The organism is Anaeromyxobacter sp. PSR-1 (genome assembly GCF_000964525.1).
Lineage (GTDB): Bacteria > Myxococcota > Myxococcia > Myxococcales > Anaeromyxobacteraceae > Anaeromyxobacter.
In genome coordinates this window covers 26,255-44,258 of sequence record NZ_BAZG01000018.1, presented here as the reverse complement: position 1 = coordinate 44,258, position 18,004 = coordinate 26,255, and the positions used below count along the sequence as shown (strand labels likewise).

At 76.3% G+C, this 18,004-nt stretch carries 20 protein-coding genes; 4 read left to right on the top strand and 16 right to left on the bottom strand.

The genetic code is table 11. The annotated features are described in order from the left end of the window. Positions 1-83: 83 nt before the first annotated feature. From PSR1_RS05400 to PSR1_RS05375, 6 genes are all read right to left on the bottom strand, one after another. Positions 84-539, bottom strand: coding sequence for a Mov34/MPN/PAD-1 family protein (locus tag PSR1_RS05400; protein WP_059436601.1), 456 nt, complete (start codon positions 537-539; stop codon positions 84-86). Positions 540-555: 16 nt separating this feature from the next. Continuing rightward, complete coding sequence (gene moeB / locus PSR1_RS05395) at positions 556-1,728, bottom strand: molybdopterin-synthase adenylyltransferase MoeB (protein WP_059436600.1); 1,173 nt, start codon at positions 1,726-1,728, stop codon at positions 556-558. Positions 1,729-1,730: 2 nt separating this feature from the next. Beyond that, positions 1,731-2,006, bottom strand: coding sequence for a MoaD/ThiS family protein (locus tag PSR1_RS05390; protein WP_059436599.1), 276 nt, complete (start codon positions 2,004-2,006; stop codon positions 1,731-1,733). A 126-nt stretch (positions 2,007-2,132) separates the two neighbouring features. Next, a complete protein-coding gene (locus PSR1_RS05385) occupies positions 2,133-2,498 on the bottom strand; it encodes a metal-sensitive transcriptional regulator (protein ID WP_059436598.1) in 366 nt (121 codons plus the stop codon). Between the two features lie 9 nt (positions 2,499-2,507). Next, positions 2,508-4,925, bottom strand: coding sequence for a heavy metal translocating P-type ATPase (locus PSR1_RS05380; protein WP_059436597.1), 2,418 nt, complete (start codon positions 4,923-4,925; stop codon positions 2,508-2,510). Beyond that, positions 4,922-5,314 carry a cupredoxin domain-containing protein gene (locus PSR1_RS05375; RefSeq protein WP_059436596.1) on the bottom strand — a complete coding sequence of 131 codons (393 nt, stop codon included), beginning with the start codon at positions 5,312-5,314 and terminating at the stop codon, positions 4,922-4,924. The genes PSR1_RS05380 and PSR1_RS05375 overlap by 4 nt, the downstream gene beginning before the upstream one ends. Positions 5,315-5,501: 187 nt before the next feature. On the opposite strand from PSR1_RS05375, the gene PSR1_RS05370 reads away from it, so the two are divergent. Then, the gene (locus PSR1_RS05370; protein WP_237757827.1) at positions 5,502-6,056 is read left to right on the top strand and encodes an SgcJ/EcaC family oxidoreductase; all 555 of its coding nucleotides are present in this window, start codon (positions 5,502-5,504) and stop codon (positions 6,054-6,056) included. 849 nt (positions 6,057-6,905) lie between these two features. Here PSR1_RS05370 and PSR1_RS05365 read toward each other — a convergent pair. Then, positions 6,906-8,195, bottom strand: a complete 1,290-nt coding sequence (locus PSR1_RS05365; protein WP_059436594.1) for an RNA polymerase sigma factor — start codon at positions 8,193-8,195, stop codon at positions 6,906-6,908. Between the two features lie 28 nt (positions 8,196-8,223). Then, positions 8,224-8,667 (bottom strand): YciI family protein, encoded by a 444-nt coding sequence (locus PSR1_RS05360; RefSeq protein WP_059436593.1) that lies wholly within the window; start codon positions 8,665-8,667, stop codon positions 8,224-8,226. Between the two features lie 232 nt (positions 8,668-8,899). On the opposite strand from PSR1_RS05360, the gene PSR1_RS05355 reads away from it, so the two are divergent. Next, positions 8,900-9,889, top strand: coding sequence for an alkaline phosphatase family protein (locus PSR1_RS05355; RefSeq protein WP_059436592.1), 990 nt, complete (start codon positions 8,900-8,902; stop codon positions 9,887-9,889). Here PSR1_RS05355 and PSR1_RS05350 read toward each other — a convergent pair. From PSR1_RS05350 to PSR1_RS05330, 5 genes are all read right to left on the bottom strand, one after another. Further along, on the bottom strand, positions 9,873-10,826 hold the full coding sequence (locus tag PSR1_RS05350) for an alpha/beta hydrolase (RefSeq protein ID WP_059436591.1): 954 nt from the start codon (positions 10,824-10,826) through the stop codon (positions 9,873-9,875). The two genes, PSR1_RS05355 and PSR1_RS05350, sit on opposite strands and share 17 nt — an antisense overlap. A 54-nt stretch (positions 10,827-10,880) precedes the next feature. Then, a complete protein-coding gene (locus tag PSR1_RS05345; protein WP_059436590.1) occupies positions 10,881-12,104 on the bottom strand; it encodes an acyltransferase in 1,224 nt (407 codons plus the stop codon). A gap of 16 nt (positions 12,105-12,120) precedes the next feature. Continuing rightward, a complete protein-coding gene (locus PSR1_RS05340; RefSeq protein WP_059436589.1) occupies positions 12,121-13,224 on the bottom strand; it encodes a glycosyltransferase family 4 protein in 1,104 nt (367 codons plus the stop codon). 22 nt (positions 13,225-13,246) lie between these two features. Continuing rightward, positions 13,247-13,432: a hypothetical protein gene (locus tag PSR1_RS05335; protein ID WP_059436588.1), complete on the bottom strand. Its 186-nt coding sequence runs from the start codon at positions 13,430-13,432 to the stop codon at positions 13,247-13,249. A 103-nt stretch (positions 13,433-13,535) separates the two neighbouring features. After that, the gene (locus PSR1_RS05330) at positions 13,536-14,570 is read right to left on the bottom strand and encodes an aldo/keto reductase (RefSeq protein ID WP_059436587.1); all 1,035 of its coding nucleotides are present in this window, start codon (positions 14,568-14,570) and stop codon (positions 13,536-13,538) included. A gap of 145 nt (positions 14,571-14,715) precedes the next feature. Between PSR1_RS05330 and PSR1_RS05325 the strand changes: the two genes are divergently transcribed. Both PSR1_RS05325 and trxC read left to right on the top strand, forming a co-directional pair. Next, the gene (locus tag PSR1_RS05325; protein ID WP_059436586.1) at positions 14,716-15,657 is read left to right on the top strand and encodes a LysR family transcriptional regulator; all 942 of its coding nucleotides are present in this window, start codon (positions 14,716-14,718) and stop codon (positions 15,655-15,657) included. Between the two features lie 30 nt (positions 15,658-15,687). Further along, on the top strand, positions 15,688-16,134 hold the full coding sequence (gene trxC, locus PSR1_RS05320; protein ID WP_059436585.1) for a thioredoxin TrxC: 447 nt from the start codon (positions 15,688-15,690) through the stop codon (positions 16,132-16,134). Positions 16,135-16,138: 4 nt separating this feature from the next. Here trxC and PSR1_RS05315 read toward each other — a convergent pair whose 3' ends face one another. The 3 genes from PSR1_RS05315 to PSR1_RS05305 form a co-directional block, all read right to left on the bottom strand. After that, positions 16,139-16,657 carry a murein L,D-transpeptidase family protein gene (locus PSR1_RS05315; protein WP_059436584.1) on the bottom strand — a complete coding sequence of 173 codons (519 nt, stop codon included), beginning with the start codon at positions 16,655-16,657 and terminating at the stop codon, positions 16,139-16,141. A 139-nt stretch (positions 16,658-16,796) separates the two neighbouring features. Next, on the bottom strand, positions 16,797-17,741 hold the full coding sequence (locus PSR1_RS05310; protein WP_237757826.1) for a lipid kinase: 945 nt from the start codon (positions 17,739-17,741) through the stop codon (positions 16,797-16,799). Further along, entirely contained in the window at positions 17,708-17,983 is a 276-nt protein-coding gene (locus tag PSR1_RS05305) for a hypothetical protein (protein ID WP_059436583.1), read from the bottom strand. Before PSR1_RS05305 ends, PSR1_RS05310 begins: the two co-directional genes overlap by 34 nt. Between the last annotated feature and the right edge of the window lie 21 nt (positions 17,984-18,004).

Sequence of the window (18,004 nt, the reverse complement as noted above, 5' to 3'; positions counted from 1 at the left end):
AATTCCACCACCGCCGGTGAGCGCCGGTGTCGCCGCGGCGGCGGCCGCCGCTTGCGCCGCGTCAAGCGGGCGGCGGGGCCCGCTCAGCCGAGCGCGGCCTCGACGAAGTCGCCGCCCTCGAAGCGGAAGCGCCTCGCCTCGGTGACCTTGCCGCCCCGGAGGCCGAACACCAGGTACTCCGCGCCGGGCACCACCGGCACGCCGTCGGCGAGCGCGTCGGCGCGGTCCTTCGCCGAGAAGGACGCGCCCACCTCCACGTGCGAGTGCCATACCGCCACCACCTCGCCGCCCTCGGCGTCGAGCGCCTGGAGGAGCCGGAGGTGCGCGTGCGGGTCCATGAGGTAGCTGTCGCGGCTGGTCCTCGGGAATCCGAGCGGATCGTGGCGGTGGTAGCGGTCGGCGGCGTTCGGGATGGGCTCGACCTCGAGCACGCCGCGGCGGCGCACCACGAACCCGCACGCCTCGCGCCCGGGGTCCGCCTCGCACAGCGCCGCGATGCGGGCGAGCAGCGCCGCGCCGTATTCGATCTCGACGCTCACGGGCGGGCTGGCTCGGCTAGTAGCGCGGGACGGTCGGGTCGATCTCCTCCGCCCAGCGGAGGATCCCGCCCTCGAGGTTCCACACGCGCCTGAAGCCGGCCTCCTGGAGCTGGCGGACCGCCTTCGCGCTGCGCTGCCCGCTCTTGCAGTAGACGACGAGGTCGCGGGCGCTGTCGAAGGTGCGGAGCGCCTCGGCGAACGTGGAGAGGGGCGCCAGCCGCGCGCCCTCGATGCGGCCGATCTCCCACTCGTGCGGCTCGCGCACGTCCACGAGATCGAAGTCCTCGTGGCGCCGGCGGCGGGCGTCCAGCTCGCCGACGGTGATGGTCGGGACGCCGTCCGGCGGCTGCTCCGGCTCGGCCCCGCGGATCCCGCAGAACTGCTGGTAGTCGATGAGCGCCTGGATCTCGCGCGTGCCGCAGGCGGGGCAGCGCGGGTCCTTCCGCAGCTTCACGGTGCGGAACTCCATCCCGAGCGCGTCCACCAGCAGCAGCCGCCCGACCAGCGGCTCGCCCACGCCGGTGATGAGCTTCACCGCCTCGGTCGCCTGCACCAGGCCGACCAGGCCCGGCAGGATCCCCAGCACCCCGCCCTCGGCGCAGGACGGCACCATGCCCGGCGGCGGCGGCTCCGGGTACAGGCAGCGGTAGCAGGGGCCGTCCGCGGTGCAGAACACGGTGGACTGGCCCTCGAAGCGGAAGATCGACCCGTAGACGTTGACCTTGCCGAGCAGCACGCAGGCGTCGTTCACCAGGTACCGCGTGGCGAAGTTGTCGGTGCCGTCCACCACCAGGTCGTAGCCGGAGAGGATCTCGAGCGCGTTCTCCGAGGTGAGCCAGGCGTCGTGCGCGATGACCTTCACGTGCGGGTTCACGTCGCGGATGCGCTCGCGCGCCGACTCGAGCTTCTTGCGGCCGACGTCCTTGGTGCCGTGCAGCACCTGCCGCTGCAGGTTGGTGAGGTCCACCACGTCCGCCTCGACGATGCCGAGCGTCCCGACGCCGGCGGCGGCCAGGTAGAGCGCGTTCGGCGAGCCGAGCCCGCCCGCGCCCACCAGGAGCACGCGCGCGGCCTTCAGGCGGCGCTGCCCCTCCACCCCGACCTCGGGGATGATGAGGTGGCGGCTGTAGCGGAGGATCTCCTCCCGGGAGAGCTCGGGCAGCTCGGAGGTGGGGCGGCCGATGGACATCGCTACCCTCCGGCGATCGCGGGGACGACCACGATCTCGGCGCCGTCGGGCACCGGCGTGGCGAAGCCCTGCTGGAACCGGATGTCCTCGTCGTCGAGGTAGAACATCACGTAGGGATACGGCTCGCCCCGCGCGTCGCGCAGCCGGGTGCCGAGCTCGGGGAAGCGGCCGGCCACCTCGGCGACGACCTCGCCCACGGTGGCCCCGCGCACCTCGTGGACGGTGGTCCCGCCGGCGGCCCGGGCGAGCACCGCGGGCAGCCTCAGGGTTGCGGACATTCGTTCGTTCCTCTCGCGTCCTCGCAGGCGCCGCGGGCACCCGGCGCGGACCCTACACCAACACCCCGGATCTTGCCGACCCCGGCGCGCCCGGGCACGAAGATCCACGCGCCGGGGCCGGCGGCCTCAGCGGACCTGCCGGTACATGAGATCCAGCAGCTCGTCGTACATCGCGTCGGCCTCGGGGCCGCCCGCCTGGATGGCGCTGGTGGCGCAGTGCTTCAGGTGGTTGCGCATCAGCTCGCGGCCGACCGCCCGGAGCGCCTCGTGCACCGAGGCGATCTGGGTGAGGACGTCGGCGCAGTAGCGCCCCTCCTCCACCATCCGCTGCAGGCCGCGCACCTGGCCCTCGATGCGGCGCAGGCGCTTGAGGTTCGCCTCCTTGCCGGCTGCGTCCACCGCCACCGCCCGCCCCCCGGGCCCGACGTGCTCGCCGGTGGCGCACGCGCAGGCGGCGAGCGCCGCGGTCCCCTTGCTCTCCTTCGTCGCCATCGCGTCCTCCTAGGCCCCGCGGAACCGCCGCAGGCGCAGGCTGTTCGTCACCACGCTCACGCTGCTGAACGCCATCGCCGCGCTCGCCAGCACCGGCGAGAGCATCAGGCCGAACGCCGGGAACAGCACGCCGGCGGCCACCGGGATGCCGACCACGTTGTAGGCGAACGCCCAGAACAGGTTCTGGCGCATGGTCCGCATGGTGCGCCGGGAGAGCGCGATCGCGTCGGCCACCGCGCGCAGGTCCGGCCGCATCAGCGTCACGTCGGCGGCCTCGAGCGCCACGTCGGTGCCGCTCCCCATGGCGATGCCGATCTCCGCCCGCGCCAGGGCCGGCGCGTCGTTGATGCCGTCGCCCACCATGGCCACCACGCGGCCCTCCGCCTGCAGCCGCTCCACCTCGGCCACCTTGCCCTCCGGCAGCACGCCCGCCACGACCCGCTCGACGCCGGCCGCGCGGGCCACCGCCTCGGCGCTGCGGCGCACGTCGCCGGTGAGCATGACCACCTCGAGGCCCATCCGGCGCAGCCGCGCCACCGCCTCGCGCGAGGTCGGCCGCAGCTCGTCGGCGACCGCGAGCAGGCCGGCCAGCCGCCCGTCCACCGCCGCGAACACCGCGGTGCGCCCCTCCGCGGCGAGCGCGCCCGCCTCCGCCTCCAGCGGCGCGGTCGAGACGCCCTCCGTCTCGAGCAGCGCGGCGTTGCCCACCACCACGCGCCGGCCACCGGCCAGGCCGCGGGCGCCGCGCCCGGTCACCGACTCGAACGCCTCCACCGCCGGCACCGCCGCGCCGCGCGCCGCCGCGTGCGCCGCGATGGCGGCCGCGAGCGGGTGCTCGCTGGCGCGCTCCACCGCCGCCACCAGGCCGACCAGCGCGTCCTCGCCCACCGGCGCGCCGGGCGCGAGCCGCACCTCGGTGACCGCCGGCTTGCCCTGCGTGAGCGTGCCGGTCTTGTCGAGCACCACCGTGTCCACCGTGTGCGCCCGCTCCAGCGCCTCGCCGCCCTTGAGCAGCACGCCCAGCTCGGCGCCCTTGCCGGTCGCGACCATCACCGCGGTCGGGACCGCGAGGCCCATGGCGCAGGGGCAGGCGATGACCAGCACCGCCACCGCGGCGACCAGCGCGCGGACCGCGGGCGCGGCGTCGGCGGCCACGAACCAGACCACGAACGTGGCGATGGAGATGGAGAGGACGACCGGCACGAAGATGCCGCTGATGCGGTCGGCCAGCTTCTGGATGGGCGCGCGCGAGCCCTGCGCCTCGCGCATGAGCTTCACCACGTGCGCGAGCACCGTGTCCGCGCCCACGCCGGTGGCCCGGAAGCGGAACGACCCGGTGCCGTTGACGGTCGCGCCGATGACGCGGTCGCCGGCGCGCTTCTCGACGGGCAGCGGCTCGCCGGTCAGCATCGACTCGTCCACCGCGCTCGCCCCGGAGACGATCTCGCCGTCCACGGGCAGGCGCTCGCCGGGGCGCACCACCACCACGTCGCCCTCGCGCACGTCCTCCACGGGCACGTCCACCTCGGCGCGGCCGCGCACCACGCGCGCGGTGCGGGGCTGGAGCTGCATGAGCTTGCGGAGCGCGACGGAGGTCTGCCGCTTGGCGCGCGCCTCCATGGTGTTGCCCACCAGGATGAGCGCGATGATGAGGACGACCGCCTCGTAGTACACGTCGGGCGGGACGCCGCGCGCCACGAAGAAGCCGGGCGCGACGGTGGCGGCGAGCGAGAGCAGGTACGCCGCGCCGGTGCCGACCGCGACGAGCGTGTTCATGTCGGCCGAGTGGTGGCGGAACGCGGCCCAGGCCCGCGTGTAGAAGTGGCGCCCGGCCCAGGCCATGACGGCGGTGGTGAGCGCGAGCAGCCCGTAGGAGAGCACCTGCTCCGGGATCGCGTAGAGCCAGGGCAGCGCGCGCTCCAGCACGGGGTCGAGCACGCGCATGCTCCAGCTCATGAACGGGTCGGTGGGCGCGCCGAGGCCGTGGTGCGCGTGCGCCGCCATGAGCGGCATCGACGCGATCATCGCCACGGCGCCGGCGGCGAGCGCCACCAGGGCGCGGGCGCGCAGCTCGCGGAACTCCTTCGCGCGGGCGGCGTCCTGCTGCTCGAGCGCGTCGGCGCCGGGCTCGGAGAGCGCGGCGCCGTAGCCGGTCGAGCGCACCCGCTCGATGAGCGCCTCGGGCGCGGCGACCGCCGGGTCGTAGGAGATGGCGGCCTCGGCGGTCATGAGGTTGACGCTGGCGTCGAGCACGCCGGGCGCGCCGGAGAGCGCCTTCTGCACGCGCGCCTGGCACGCGGCGCAGGTCATGCCGGAGACGTTGATGGTGACGCGCGCGCGCCGGTCGGCGGGGCTCGCCTCGGCGGCGACGTCGGGAACGGCGGCGGGCTCGCGCCCGCGGACGGTGGGATCGGCGGGGCTGGTCATCGCGCGTCCTCCACCACCAGGCTGCCGCGGAGCATGCTCATGCCGCAGGTGAACTCGTAGGTGCCGGCCTTCGCGGGCGGCAGGTCGATGGTCGTCCGCTGGTGCGCGGGGAGGAACCGGCGAACGCCGAACTCCGGGATCACCACCTCCTCGGAGCAGCTCGAGTCCTCGCGCCGATCGAACACCAGCCGGGCGGGCTGCCCGGCGCGCAGCCGGACGCGCGACGGCGTGTAGCCGCCCTCCACCCGGATCACGGCCTGCTGCACGCCGGCCGCCCCGACCTTCGCCTCCGAGGCGCCCTTCCGCTTCTCGGCCAGGAAGAAGTACCAGTTCACCCACGCGATGGCGGCCACGCCGCCTGCGACCACCAGCATCTCCACGAAGTCCACGATTCGCTCCCGGGGCGGTATCATACCCCCACCCCCTATTCTTTGGTGCCCGGAACATAGATAGGGGGAGGGGGTATGTCAAGCCGGCCGCCTTTCCACCCCTTCAAGGCCGGCGTACCCCCGGTCCGGCGCCCCCCCGATCCGCTCCGGCGAGCGTCTGCCCGCCTGCGTATCACCGCGCCGCCGCATGCCCTCCCGGCGGGCGGCACCGGAGAACGTCATGACGTCTCGAGCTGCTGGCCTGCTGTCGTTGCTGCTCGCCCTTCCCGCGCTGCCCGCGCGCGCGGAGCACGCCACCCTCCCGCCCGACCTCGAGAAGACCGTTCGCGAGTTCGAGGCCGCCTTCGGCGCGCAGGACGCCGACCGCGTCGGCGCGCTGTTCGATCCCGAGGGCACGTTCATCAACCCCATGGGCCAGCGCGCGGTCGGGCGCGAGCAGGTCACGGCGCAGTTCCGCAACGACTTCGAGAAGGTGCTGAAGGGCGTGCACAACCAGCTCGCGGTCGAGCGGGTCCGGCTGCTGGGCGACGTCGCGCTCCTCGACGTTCGCCAGACGCTCTCGGGAGGCCACCCGCCGCCGGGCGCGCCGCGGCCGTGGGTCGCGCACGCCGTCGTGCTGGCGCGCCGGGCCGACGGCGCGTGGCGACTGCTCGACGTCCGCCCGTACTTCTTCCTTCACGGCGGCGGCCCGGGCGCCAAGACCGCCCCTCGCCCGCAGCGCAAGGCGCCGACGCCTCCGTAGCGAACGGCCGCTTCCCGCGGCCCGGTCCTCGCGGGGCCGCGTGCAGCGAGCCCCCTCCTCGCGGGTCCGCCTCCAGCGGGCCCTGTCCTGGAGGCGGGCCGCTAGGTCGGCGCTCCGGGCATTCGCGGCGGTGCTCGCTCCGCAAGGCCCGGGACGTGGAGGGATGGCCGGAACCGGGGCCGCGGGATCGATGAAGCCGACGCACCGGACGGGCCAGCCGCGGGATCGGTTCCAGCGCCGGCTGCGCCGGTCCCTGCGCAGCGGCTGTCCACGGCGGTGCAGGTCCAGGATCCTGGGGACGTGCCGAACGCTTGCTGCGCTGCGCTCCGGCGCGAACGCCCGGATCGCCTCCGGGGCGGCCTGACGTGGAGGGGAGGCGGGGTGGAGGCGCCGTTCTTCTGATTGGCGCTCGAAGCCGCCAGTACGGCCCCCGTCCGCAGCGCGGACGCCCTCGCCCGCGACCGCGACTGTCGGCGCAGGCGCAGCCCGCGACGACCACCTCTCGCGCGCGTAATCAGCCGGCGTGCGCGGCGAGCACTGTCTGAGGCCGCGCGTCGCGCCAGCGATACGCGCGGCCGAGTTTGCGAGCGCGCCCAAGCGCGTCGAACGCGATCCGCGCGCGTCCTACGACCGAAGTCCCGCGCCGAGCATTCCGCCTCCACGTCGCGAGAGCGGGCGAGGGCGGGAGCGCAAACCAGGACCGCGCCCCCTCGGCCTCCCGGCTTCGAGTGCACGCGACGATGACACATGAGCATCGGCCGCTCGCCCTTCGACAGGCTCAGGGCGAGCGGATCTCGGGAACGGCTCGCCCTGGTCACGACCCCACGAACTCAGGGCGAGCGGATCTCCTCAGGGGCCCGAACCGCCGCCGCCGGAACCGCGCGCGCACGTGGCGGCGCGGGCGAGCAGCAGGTCGCGCTCGCGGGCGTTCCGCGTCATCCCGGCGGCCCGCTCCAGCTCGGCGCGGGCCTCCTCGTGGCGGCCGAGGCGGGAGAGCAGCTCGCCGCGCACGCTGGGCAGCAGGTGGTAGCGGCGCAGCGACGGCTCGTCCGCGATCGCGTCCACCAGCTCGAGCCCGGCCGCGGGGCCGAACGCCATCGCCACCGCCACGGCCCGGTTCAGCTCGACGACCGGCGACGGCGTCAGCTCCGCCAGCGCGTCGTAGAGGGCGGCGATCCGCGGCCAGTCGGTCGCGGCCGCGGCGCGGGCGCGGGCGTGGCAGGCGGCGATGGCGGCCTGCAGGGCGTAGGGACCGAGCGCGCCCCCGAGCCGCTCGGCGCGCTCCAGCGCCGCCAGCCCGCGCTGGATGAGCAGCGCGTCCCACCGGCTCCGGTCCTGCTCCAGCAGCAGCACCGGCTCGCCGGACGGGCCGGTCCGCGCCGCGGCGCGCGAGGCCTGCAGCTCCATGAGCGCGGCCAGCCCGTGGACCTCCGGCGCGTCGGGCACGAGCGCCTGCAGCATGCGGCCGAGGCGCAGCGCGTCCTCGCACAGCGCCGGGCGCATCCAGTCGTCGCCCGCCGTCGCGGTGTAGCCCTCGTTGAAGACGAGGTAGACGACCTCGAGCACCGAGCCGAGCCGCGCCTGGAGGTCCGCGCCGCCCGGCACCTCGAACGGCACGCGCGCCTCGGCGAGCGTGCGCTTCGCCCGCACGATGCGCTGGGCGACGGTGGGCTCGGGCAGCAGGAACGCGCGGGCGATCTCCTCGGTGGTGAGGCCGCCCAGCAGCCGGAGCGTGAGCGCGGTGCGCGCCTCGCGCGAGAGCACCGGGTGGCAGGCGATGAACACGAGCCGGAGCAGGTCGTCGCGCACCGGCTCGTCCACCGCCGCGTCGGGCGCGGGCGGCGCGGTGGGCCCGAGCGCCTCCGGATCCGGCCCCAGGGCCTCGTGCTTGCGCTCCACCATGCGCTTCCGGCGCAGCTCGTCCACGGCGCGGCGCTTCGCGGTGGCCATGAGCCAGGCGCCCGGGTTCTCCGGGACGCCCGACTCCGGCCACCGCTCCAGCGCCGCGACCAGCGCGTCCTGCGCCAGCTCCTCGGCCAGCCCGACGTCCCGCACCATCCGCGCCAGCCCGGCGATGAGCCGGGGCGCCTCGATGCGGAACACCGCGTGGACCGCGCGGTGCGCGTCCGGGCGAGTCACCCGGCGCGCCTCCGCGCCGCCGGGGCCGTCACGGGTTCGCCGCGTTGCGCTTGGCGCGCTCGAAGATCTCGGTCTCCTTGGCGGCGTCCTCCGGCGTGAACACCTCCGGCGGGAAGTCCGCCGCCTCCGCCACCTGCCGCAGCTCCAGCACGCCCTCGGCGCCCTCGCCCATCGGGTTCGGGCAGCGCCGCGCCCAGGCGATCGCCTCCTCCTTCGACTTCACCTGGATCATCCAGAAGCCGGCCACCAGCTCCTTGGTCTCGGCGAACGGCCCGTCCACCACCTCCACCTTGCCCTTCGAGAACTTCACCCGCGCGCCCTTCGACGACGGGAGCAGGCCGTCGCCGGCGAGCAGCACGCCCGCGTTCACCAGCTCCTCGTTGTACCGGGTCATCGCCTGGATCAGCTCGCGGCTGGGCGGCGCTCCCGCCTCGCTCTCCGGGCTGGCCTTCACGATCATCATGAACCGCATGGTGTCTCTCCGTGGTCCGGGTTGGTGCGACGGGCCGGGCGGCCCGAGCCGCCGCGTTCCGTGCGTCTAGCCCTGCGACGATCCGGGAGCCGCCGGATCGACGCGTGCGACCGTCCCAGAGGGGGCCGGCGCGCGCCCGGGCGAGGTGCGGGATTCACCCACCGGCGTTCCCGTGCGGGCTCGAACGGCCGCCCGCGTTGCGCGCCGCCGCGCCGGCCCCAAGTAAACGTCCGTGCACACCCCCGTCCCCCGCCTCCACCGCTTCCCTGGCCGTCCCGCGCTGCTCGCCGCCCTCCTCCCGCTCGCCCTCGCCTGCTCCCAGACCCGCGACACGAGCCACGACGCCTGCCCACCCGAGGCGCCGGCGCTCGCCACCGGCGGCGCGCCGCACGCGCTGAAGACGGTGTTCGTGATCGTGATGGAGAACCAGGACTGGTCGGACGTGGCCGGCAGCCCGTCGGCGCCGTACGTCAACGGCACGCTGCTGCCCGCGTTCGCGCACGCGCTCGACTACCGGACCGGCGGCCTGCACCCCAGCCTCGGCAACTACGTGTGGCTCGAGGCCGGCGATCCGCTCGGCATCCACTTCGACGCGCCGCCCGCGGACGTGCCGCTGCCGGTGACCTGCCACCTCGCGACGTACCTCGAGGACGTCGGGCTCACGTGGAAGGCGTACGCGGAGGGCATCTCCGGCGACACCTGCCCGCTCGTCAACGAGGGGAAGTACGCGGTGCGGCACGATCCGTTCGTCTACTTCGAGGACGTCTCCGGGAGGCCCTTCGACCCGCACAGCGCCCGCTGCATCGCGCACGTGCGGCCGTTCGAGGAGCTGGCCTCGGACCTCGCCGCCGGGACGGTGCCGCGGTACGCGTTCATCGTCCCGGACGTCTGCGACGACGGCCACGACGCCTGCCCGCCGCTGAACGATCCCGTCGGGCAGCAGGACGCGTTCCTGGCGCGCGAGGTGCCGGCCATCATGGACAGCGCCGCGTACCGCGACGGCGGCGTGATCCTGATCGTGTGGGACGAGGGCCACCGGGGCGACCACCCCATCGGCCTCATCGCCGTGTCGCCGCTCGCGAAGCCCGGCTACGCCGCGCCCGGCGCGTACACGCACGGCTCCACCGTGCGCACCGTGCAGGAGATCCTGGGCGTCACGCCGCTGCTGCGGACGGCGGCCACCTCGGCCAGCCTGTCCGACCTGTTCACGGCGTACCCGTAGCCGCGGCGAGCGGCGCGACCGGCGTCGGCCCGGCGGCGAGCGGCGCCGCGCCGACCGGCGCCAGCGCCGTCTGCGTCCGCAGCCTGCGGTCCAGGAACCCGCCCACGCGCCGCTCGTACTCGGCCGGCGCGAACGCGTGCAGGTCCACGTGCCCGGCGCCGGGCACCTCCCAGAGCGCCTTCGGCCCGCGGGCGTTCCGGTACAGCTCCCTCGATTCCGACGGCGGCGTGTACGGATCCGCGGCGCCGGCGAGCACGAGGAGCGGCGCGACCTGGTCGCCGATGCGGTCCACCGGGCGCAGGTCGGCCGCGCGGACGCCCTGGCGCGGCAGCATCAGGCGCTCGACGAGCGGCGCGAGCAGCGCGCCGAGCGGCCCGAGCCAGGCCCGCGCCCGGTTGCGGATCGCGGCGTCGATGGTGGGGTAGACCGACTCGAGCACCAGCGCGTCCACCTTCAGCGGCGCCGGGCCGAGCAGCGCCGCCGCGCCGCCCATGGAGATGCCGATGACGCCGATCCGCTCGCCGGGGAGCGCCGCGCGCAGCCACTCCACCGCCGCGCGCGCGTCGCGGCTCTCCAGCCCGCCGTAGGTCGTCTGGGCCGACCCGCTCGCGCCGTGCCCGCGGAAGTCGATGGCGAGCACCGAGTAGCCGGCCGCGGCGAGGAAGCGGGCGCGCCCGGCCATCTCCGCGGCGCTCGCGCCGATGCCGTGCAGCAGCAGGACGGCGCCGGCGCCCGGGTGGCCGCGCGCGAGCCAGCCGCGGATCGTGCTCCCGGAGCCGCTCCGCAGCTCGACCGGCCGCGCGTCGAGGTCGGCCGGCGCCGGCGGCGCGCGTCCGGCGCGGGCCGGGGCGGCCATGGCGAGCGCGGCCGCGATCGAGAGCAGGACGCCGAGGCGGCGAAGCCGGGTGGGCCGATGGGTGGAGCGCGTCGGGGTCAAGCGGGCGTGGCGTGCGTCCGGAGCAGCCGGCTCCGGGCGGCGCCTTCCGCGCCGCTACAGCTCATCTCTAGCCAGCGGGACCGGCTCGCGCACGACGGACCGGTGGCGCGAACGGAGGCCGAACACCAGGCGGAGCGGCTCCCACGCGGCGACCACCCAGCAGAGGGCGACGCTGATGGCGAGCGACGCCGCGGCGAGCCCCACGAACGCGGCGGGCAGCCCGGCGGAGTCGGCGCCCCGGCGGACCATCGCGGCGGCGAGCGCGACGATCACCCCGTGATGCAGCACGTAGAAGGGGTAGACGAGACCGCTGGCGCGCTGGAGCGCCTCGCCGTCGTGCGCGAGGAACCGGCGCGCGCCGCCGAGCAGCGCCACCAGCCAGCACCAGGACGCGCAGCCGTAGCCGCCCCACAGCAGCACGCCGCCGGCCGACCGCGCGGCCGGCAGCCTCGCGAGCACGTCTCCCGGCCAGGCCCACGCGCAGAGCCCCACCGACGCGGCGACGGCGATCGCGAGCGCCGGGCGCCAGTGGCGGTCCACCGCCGCGGCGAAGCCGGGCTCGGCCGCCACCGCGAACCCCCACAGGAACGCCGGGAGCAGCAGCCCGCGGTTCGACCAGTCGTAGGCGAGCGGCGGGAAGCCCGGCGCCGAGGTCGCGGTGAGGATCCGGATCGCCACCGCGGGCAGGACCAGCCAGGCGAGGCCGGCCGGCCCCTGGCACGGCGCGGCCAGGCGCGCGAGCAGCCGGCGGCCGGCGGGGGCGCGCAGCCGCGCGAGCAGCGGCGCGGTCGCGAGCGAGAACGCGAGCAGGAAGACGAGGAACCAGAGGTTGTGCCAGGCGAAGTTCCCGTCCGGATAGATGCCGTCGAAGAAGTGCGGGTAGAACGCGAGCAGCGACCCGTCGAACCGGCCCTGGAGGCGCCGCTCCACCCAGACCTGCGGCGGCACGAGCACCAGGATCCCGAGCACGAGCGGCAGCCCGAGGCGGAGCAGGCGCTCGCGGACGTACCGGGCCGGCGAGCGGCTGCGGAGCGCGAGCCAGGCGGCCTCGCCCGCGAGCGCCATGAAGAGCGGCATGATCCACGGCGCGGGGAAGAACACGAGCTCGCCGAGCCACTTGCTGCGCAGCGCGCTCTGCACGTGCCAGGTGTCCCAGGGGTTGAAGGGCTCGGCGGCGTGCACCAGGAACACCGCCAGCATCCCGAGCACGCGCAGCCAGTCGAGGTCCGCGCGCCGCGGCTCGCTCCGGTACCCCGTCGGCGTCACCTCGGTCGGCATCGCCCCGGACTGCTCCTCAGACCACCTGCTGATACAGGTCGAGCACGCGCCGCGCCACGATCGGCCAGGCGTACCTCGCCGCGGTCGCCCGGCCGCGGGCGCCCAGGGCGGCGGCGCCCGCCGGGTCGCGCGCGAGCGCCTCGAGCGCGCCGGCCCACGCGTCGGCGTCGTCCGGCGGGAGCAGCCGCCCCTCCTGCCCGTCGTGCAGCACCTCGCGGAACCCGTCGATGTCGGACGCGAGCACCGGGCGCCCGGCCGCCATGGCCTCCAGCAGCGTCACGCCGAAGGAGGCGACGCTGGTGGGGGCGCAGTAGACGTGCGCGGCGGCATACCAGTCGGCCCGCCCCTCGATCACCGCCCCGGCGAACACCACGTCGCCGGCGAGGTCGCGCGGGACCATCCGCTCGTAGCGGCGGCGGAGCGGCCCGTCGCCCAGCACCAGCAGCCGCGCCGGGAGGCGGGCCCGCAGGCGCGCGAACGCGCGCAGCATGCGGTCGAGCCCGTTGCGCGGCTCGAGGCGGCCGACCCACAGCACGTTGAAGCGGCCGTCGTCGAAGCGCGCCGGGCGGCGCCCCTGGCCGAACCCCTCCGCGTCCACGCCGTTCGGGACGATCTGCACGTCGTCGCGGATGCCGGTGGCGAGCGACGCGGCCGCGTGCGAGACGGCCAGCACCAGGTCGAGCCGGCCGAGGTAGCGCCGCTCCAGGCCGGCCGCCAGGCGCGAGCCGAGGCCGGGGGTGTAGTGCGTGTGGAGGGTGCCGGCGACCGGCACGCGGGCGTGCTGGAGCGCGAGCCAGGGCAGCACCGGCGTGATGGGGCAGTGGACGTGCACGAGGTCGAAGCGCTCACGGTCGAGCGCGTCGCGCATGGCGCGGGACAGGCCGAGGCCGACCGAGACGCGGCCGAAGCCGCCGTTCAGGTAGAAGGGGCGGCTGCGCGCCAGCCTCAGCACGTCCGGACCGCTCGCCTCGGCCGAGGGCGGCGGCAGGTCGGGCATCTCGCTGGTGAGGATCTTCACGGCGTGCCCGAGCCGCCGCGCCTCGCGAGCGAAGTGGTGGACGTGCTCCTGAACCCCGCCGATGCTCGGGTAGTAGTACTCGGTGACGATCCCGATCTTCACGCCCGCTCCCCCCGGCCCGCGCTCACGACGTGGCGCTGCCCCGGCCCGGCTCGGCGTCCGGCAGCGGGGCGCCGGCGCCCTCCTCGCGCGGCTTCCGCCGGCGCGCGCCGGCGGGCCGCCGCAAGAGGATCGGCAGCATGGCGAGCGCGGCGCCCGGGAGCGCGCGCAGGTTCAGCCACATCACCTGGCCCAGCGACCGCGCCTTCATGGGACCCCCCGCCCGCGCTGCCCCGCCAGTGTTTCATCGAAGGCGGCGCGAGGCAGCAGCCCCGAAGGAGCCGCGCCCATGCGCGCACGGGGGGCCCGGCGCGTCAGACGGCCGGCGGGGAGAGTCGCGCGAAGCCGGCCTGCCGCCGGTAGGGCCAGTACGGGTAGGGAGCGGGCACCGCGCTCGCGGCGTCGAGCGCCGCGACCTGCTCCGGCGTGAGCGCCCAGCCCACCGCGCCCAGGTTGTCGCGCAGCTGCTCCTCGGTCCGGGCGCCGATCACGACCGTGGACACGCTCGGACGGCGGAGCAGCCAGTTGAGCGCGACCTGCGGGACGGTGCGGCCCGTCTCCTGGGCCACCGCCTCGAGCGCGTCCACCACGCGGTACAGCAGCGCCTCGTCCACGGGCGGCCCGTACTCGGCCGTCTGGTGGAGCCGGCTCACGGCCGGCAGCGGCTGGCCGCGGCGAACCCTGCCGGTGAGCCGACCCCAGCCGAGCGGGCTCCAGACCACCGCGCCCACGCCCTGATCCTGCGCGAGCGGCATGAGCTCCCACTCGTAGTCGCGTCCGACGAGCGAGTAGTACACCTGGTGCGCCACGTGGCGCGGCCACCCGTGGCGATCCGCCGCCGCGAGGGACTTCATCAGCTGCCAGCCCGAGAAGTTGGAGGCGCCCACGTAGCGGACCTTCCCGGCGCGGACCAGCTCGTCGAGCGTGGCGAGCACCTCGTCCACCGGGGTGCGGGCGTCGAACGCGTGGAGCTGCAGCAGGTCGATGCGATCGGTGCGGAGCCGCCGCAGCGCCGCCTCGCAGGCGCGGACGAGGCGCAGCCGGGAGGTGCCCGCGTCGTTGGGGCCGTCGCCGGTGGGGAGCCCGGTCTTGGTGGAGACGAGCACCCGCTCGCGCCGGCCCTCCAGCGCCGCGCCCAGCACCTCCTCCGAGGCGCCCGACGAGTAGACGTCCGCGGTGTCGAACAGCGTGACGCCCGCGTCCAGGCACATGTCCACCATGCGCCGGGCGCCCGCGACGTCGATCGTCCCCCAGGCGCTGAACAGCGGCCCCGTCCCTCCGAACGTCCCGGCGCCGAAGCTCAGCGCCGGCACCTCCAGCCCCGATGTCCCCAGTCTCCGATGCTCCATGGTGCTCCTCCTCCCCCGGGTTGGCGCGCCCCGCGCGACGGCGGCGTCGGCCTGCGTGCGACGGGCGCGGAGCGGAAAGGATGCGCGGCACCCCCCGCCCGCGCTACCACTCCGCAGGCACAACACCTGTGAACGGGATTCACCGATGCCGCACGGCGAGGGCAACCGGCTGTACGAGATGGAGGCGTTCGCGACCGTGGCGGAGCTGGGCGGCTTCTCCGCCGCGGGCCGCGCGCTCGGGAGGACGCCCTCGGCGGTGAACAAGCTGGTCACGCGCCTCGAGGCGCGGCTCGGCGCGAGGCTGCTCACGCGCACCACGCGCGCCGTCCGGCTCACCGCGGAGGGCGAGGCGTTCCACCGGCGGGCGATCGCGATCCTGGCGGAGGTCGAGGACGCCGAGGCGGCGGCCGCAGGCGGCGCGCCGCGCGGCCGCGTCCGCGTGAACGCGAACCTCCCGTTCGGCGTGCACTGCCTGCTCCCGCGGGTGCCGGCGTTCCTCCAGGCGAACCCCGGGATCACGCTCGACGTGGTGCTCACCGACGAGGTGGTGGATCTGGTGGAGCGCCGCGCCGACGTGGCGATCCGGGTGGGTCCGCTGCGCGCGTCCCGGCTGCTCGCGCGCAAGCTGGGCGAGAGCCCGGTGGCCGTGGTCGCGTCGCCCGCGTACCTCGCGCGGCGCGGGACGCCGCGCACGCCCGCCGACCTCGACGCGCACGAGCGGATCGGCTTCACGTTCGCGCGCGCCCTCGACGACTGGCCGTTCCGCCGGGGCGGCGAGGCGCTGCGCGTGCCGGTGCGCGGCGCCGTGCGCGCGGGCGACGGCGAGACCGCGCGGCAGCTGGCGCTCGCGGGCGCCGGCCTCGCGCGCCTGGCGCTGTTCCAGGTCGCCGCCGACCTCGAGGCCGGGCGCCTGGTGCGCGTCCTCGAGGCGTTCGAGCCCGGCGACGTCCTCGAGATCCACGCGCTGTTCCTGGGCCCCGCCGGCTCCGTGCCGGCGCGAGTGCGCGCGTTCGTGGACTTCGTCGCGGCCGCCCTGCGCGGCGGGCGCGGCCCCGGGGCGCGGGCCCGGCGGGCGCCGCGCGTTTGACAGCGGCCGCGGCGTACGCATGTTCGAGCCATGTCCTCCCCCCTCATCTACCGGTGCGCCCGCTGCGGCGCGATGAACCGCCTCGCCCTGCTCACGCCGGGGCGCCAGCCGGTCTGCGGGAAGTGCAAGGCGGACCTCGACACCTCCGGCGCCCCCGGCCACGCCGACCTCGCGGAGCTGGAGCGCGCGGTCGCGAGCAGCCCGGCGCCGGTGCTGGTGGACTTCTGGGCGCCGTGGTGCGCCCCGTGCCGCGCCTTCGCGCCGGTGCTCGAGCGGCTCGCGCGCGAGCAGGCCGGGCGCCTGGTGGTCCTGAAGGTGGACACCGAGGCGAGCCCGGCCGCCGGCGCGCGCTTCGGGATCCAGGCCATCCCCACGCTCGTCGTGTTCCGCGACGGCAAGGAGGTGGACCGGGTCTCCGGCGCGCTGCCGTACGAGGAGCTGCGCCGCTTCACCACCGCCGCGACCTTCGCCGGCTGAGCCGTCAGCGCAGCACCACGCGGGGCCGGCGCCGCTCGACGAAGGCGGCCACCGCGGCGACCTCCGGGTCGGACCCGAGCGCCACGCAGCCGGCGGTCCAGTCGGCCCACGTGTTGAGCTGCCCCGCCCAGCGCATCCTCCTCGCCGGCCCGTGGATGCCCACGTTGCTGCCGGTGAGCCCGGCGCGCCGCTGCTCCGGCGTCGGGTAGCCGATGGGGATGAACGTGCCGAAGCCGGCGGACGGCCGCGGCGCGCCCAGCGCGTACGCGCCGAGCGGCGTGCGCCGATCGCCCTCGGCGCGCTTCTCCGTCCCGGCGCTGCCGAGCGCCACCGGGAAGACCGCGGCCGCGGCGCCGGCCTCGCAGAGCGCCAGGCGATGCCCGGCGGTGTCGACGAGGACCACCGCGTCCGCGGGCGGGCAGGCCGGGGGCGGCAGCGCCCGGCGCGCGCACGCGAGCAGGAACGCGAGCGGCGGGACGAGGAGGAGCGAGGCCACGGCGGCGCGGAGGACGAGCGGGGTCATGGCGCCGGCTCCTCGCAAGCCCCGGGCCGCCGCCCCCCCGCGTGCATCTCCTCGGGATCAGGGCGCATCCCGCCGGCGCGTGTCCTGCCGACCACACGCTCCGTGTGCCGGGCGACGCATCCCGGGGCGGCCGGCCCCGCTACGGCGCCAGCACGGCCAGCTGCCCCGGCGCGACCCGGAACTCGGCCGGCGTGGACCCGGCCAGCTCGCCGTCCGCGTCGATCTCGAGCGGCGGATCGGTCCAGAGCGAGGCGCGCGTCGCGCGCACGTGGAGCACGCCCGGGTGCTCGAGGTGTCGCCCGCGCAGGAGCAGCAGCGCGTAGCGCGCCAGCCCGGCGACGTCGCGCAGGCGATCCCGCAGGCGCGGCGCGCCCGGCGACGACGCCGCGGCGAGCACGTACACGTCCAGGAGGTGGTCGTCGGCGCGGGCGCGCGGCGCGACGAGCCGGCCGCCGCCGTGGTACCGGCCGTTCCCCACCACCACCTGCAGCGCGTCCAGGTCCTCGCTTCGACCGTCCACCTCGAGCCGCGCCCGGAACGGCGGCTGGCCCGCGGCGGCGGCGCCCGCCACCGGGTACGCGAGCGTCCCGGCGCGCCGCTTCAGGCCGTCGTCGAGCCGCCGCGTCAGCTCGGACGAGGCGCCCACGCTCGCGGCGTTCAGGAACGCGCGCCGGCCGGCCCGGCCGACGTCCACCCGGCGCACGCGCCCGCGCGCGATCGCCCGCGCCGCGCCCGCGAGGTCGTCCGGGATGCGCAGCGTGCGCGCGAAGTCGTTCGCGGTGCCGAGCGGCAGGACGCCGAGCGCCGCGCCGGTGCCGGCGAGCGCGGACGCCGCCGCGGCGAGCGACCCGTCGCCGCCCCCCACGATCACGCGCCGCGCCCCGGCCGCGAGCGCCGCCTCGACACGCTCCGTCAACTCCGCCGGCTCGATGGCGCGCGCCTCGACGAGGAGCACCCCCGCCTGCTCCAGCGCAGCGCGCGCGGCGGCCAGCGCGGACTCGCCCCTCCGCGCGGCGCCGTTCACGAGCAGCACCGCGTCGCCGCCGGCGCTCAGCCCCGGGGGCGCCGGCGCTCGGCGAGCCACAGGAACAGCTCCTCCAGCTCGGTGTCGCTCGTGCCCGGCTCGGCGGCGCGCGCCACCTCCTCGAGCAGCCCGCGCTCGCGCGCCCGGTCGAGGAGCGGCCGGTCGATCTCGGCGCCGGCGGCGAACACCACCAGGCCGGCCGCGTCGCGCACGTCCGCGGCGAGCCTGCGCCCGACCAGCGTGCGCGAGAGCAGCGCCTCCTCCGCCCTCGTGAACGCCCTCTCCAGCACGGAGCCGTCCATGCGCGCAATGTGGGGCCGGCC

Bases quoted from the DNA above. Each gene is read 5' to 3' on its own strand.
- PSR1_RS05370 (WP_237757827.1), top strand. From the start codon at position 5,502: ATGCCCTCCCGGCGGGCGGCACCGGAGAACGTCATGACGTCTCGAGCT.
- PSR1_RS05360 (WP_059436593.1), bottom strand. From the start codon at position 8,667: ATGCGGTTCATGATGATCGTGAAGGCCAGCCCGGAGAGCGAGGCGGGA.
- PSR1_RS05305 (WP_059436583.1), bottom strand. From the start codon at position 17,983: ATGGACGGCTCCGTGCTGGAGAGGGCGTTCACGAGGGCGGAGGAGGCG.
- PSR1_RS05315 (WP_059436584.1), bottom strand. From the start codon at position 16,657: ATGACCCCGCTCGTCCTCCGCGCCGCCGTGGCCTCGCTCCTCCTCGTC.
- PSR1_RS05325 (WP_059436586.1), top strand. From the start codon at position 14,716: ATGCCGCACGGCGAGGGCAACCGGCTGTACGAGATGGAGGCGTTCGCG.
- moeB (WP_059436600.1), bottom strand. From the start codon at position 1,728: ATGTCCATCGGCCGCCCCACCTCCGAGCTGCCCGAGCTCTCCCGGGAG.
- trxC (WP_059436585.1), top strand. From the start codon at position 15,688: ATGTCCTCCCCCCTCATCTACCGGTGCGCCCGCTGCGGCGCGATGAAC.
- PSR1_RS05345 (WP_059436590.1), bottom strand. From the start codon at position 12,104: ATGCCGACCGAGGTGACGCCGACGGGGTACCGGAGCGAGCCGCGGCGC.
- PSR1_RS05380 (WP_059436597.1), bottom strand. From the start codon at position 4,925: ATGACCAGCCCCGCCGATCCCACCGTCCGCGGGCGCGAGCCCGCCGCC.
- PSR1_RS05385 (WP_059436598.1), bottom strand. From the start codon at position 2,498: ATGGCGACGAAGGAGAGCAAGGGGACCGCGGCGCTCGCCGCCTGCGCG.
- PSR1_RS05330 (WP_059436587.1), bottom strand. From the start codon at position 14,570: ATGGAGCATCGGAGACTGGGGACATCGGGGCTGGAGGTGCCGGCGCTG.
- PSR1_RS05335 (WP_059436588.1), bottom strand. From the start codon at position 13,432: ATGAAGGCGCGGTCGCTGGGCCAGGTGATGTGGCTGAACCTGCGCGCG.
- PSR1_RS05390 (WP_059436599.1), bottom strand. From the start codon at position 2,006: ATGTCCGCAACCCTGAGGCTGCCCGCGGTGCTCGCCCGGGCCGCCGGC.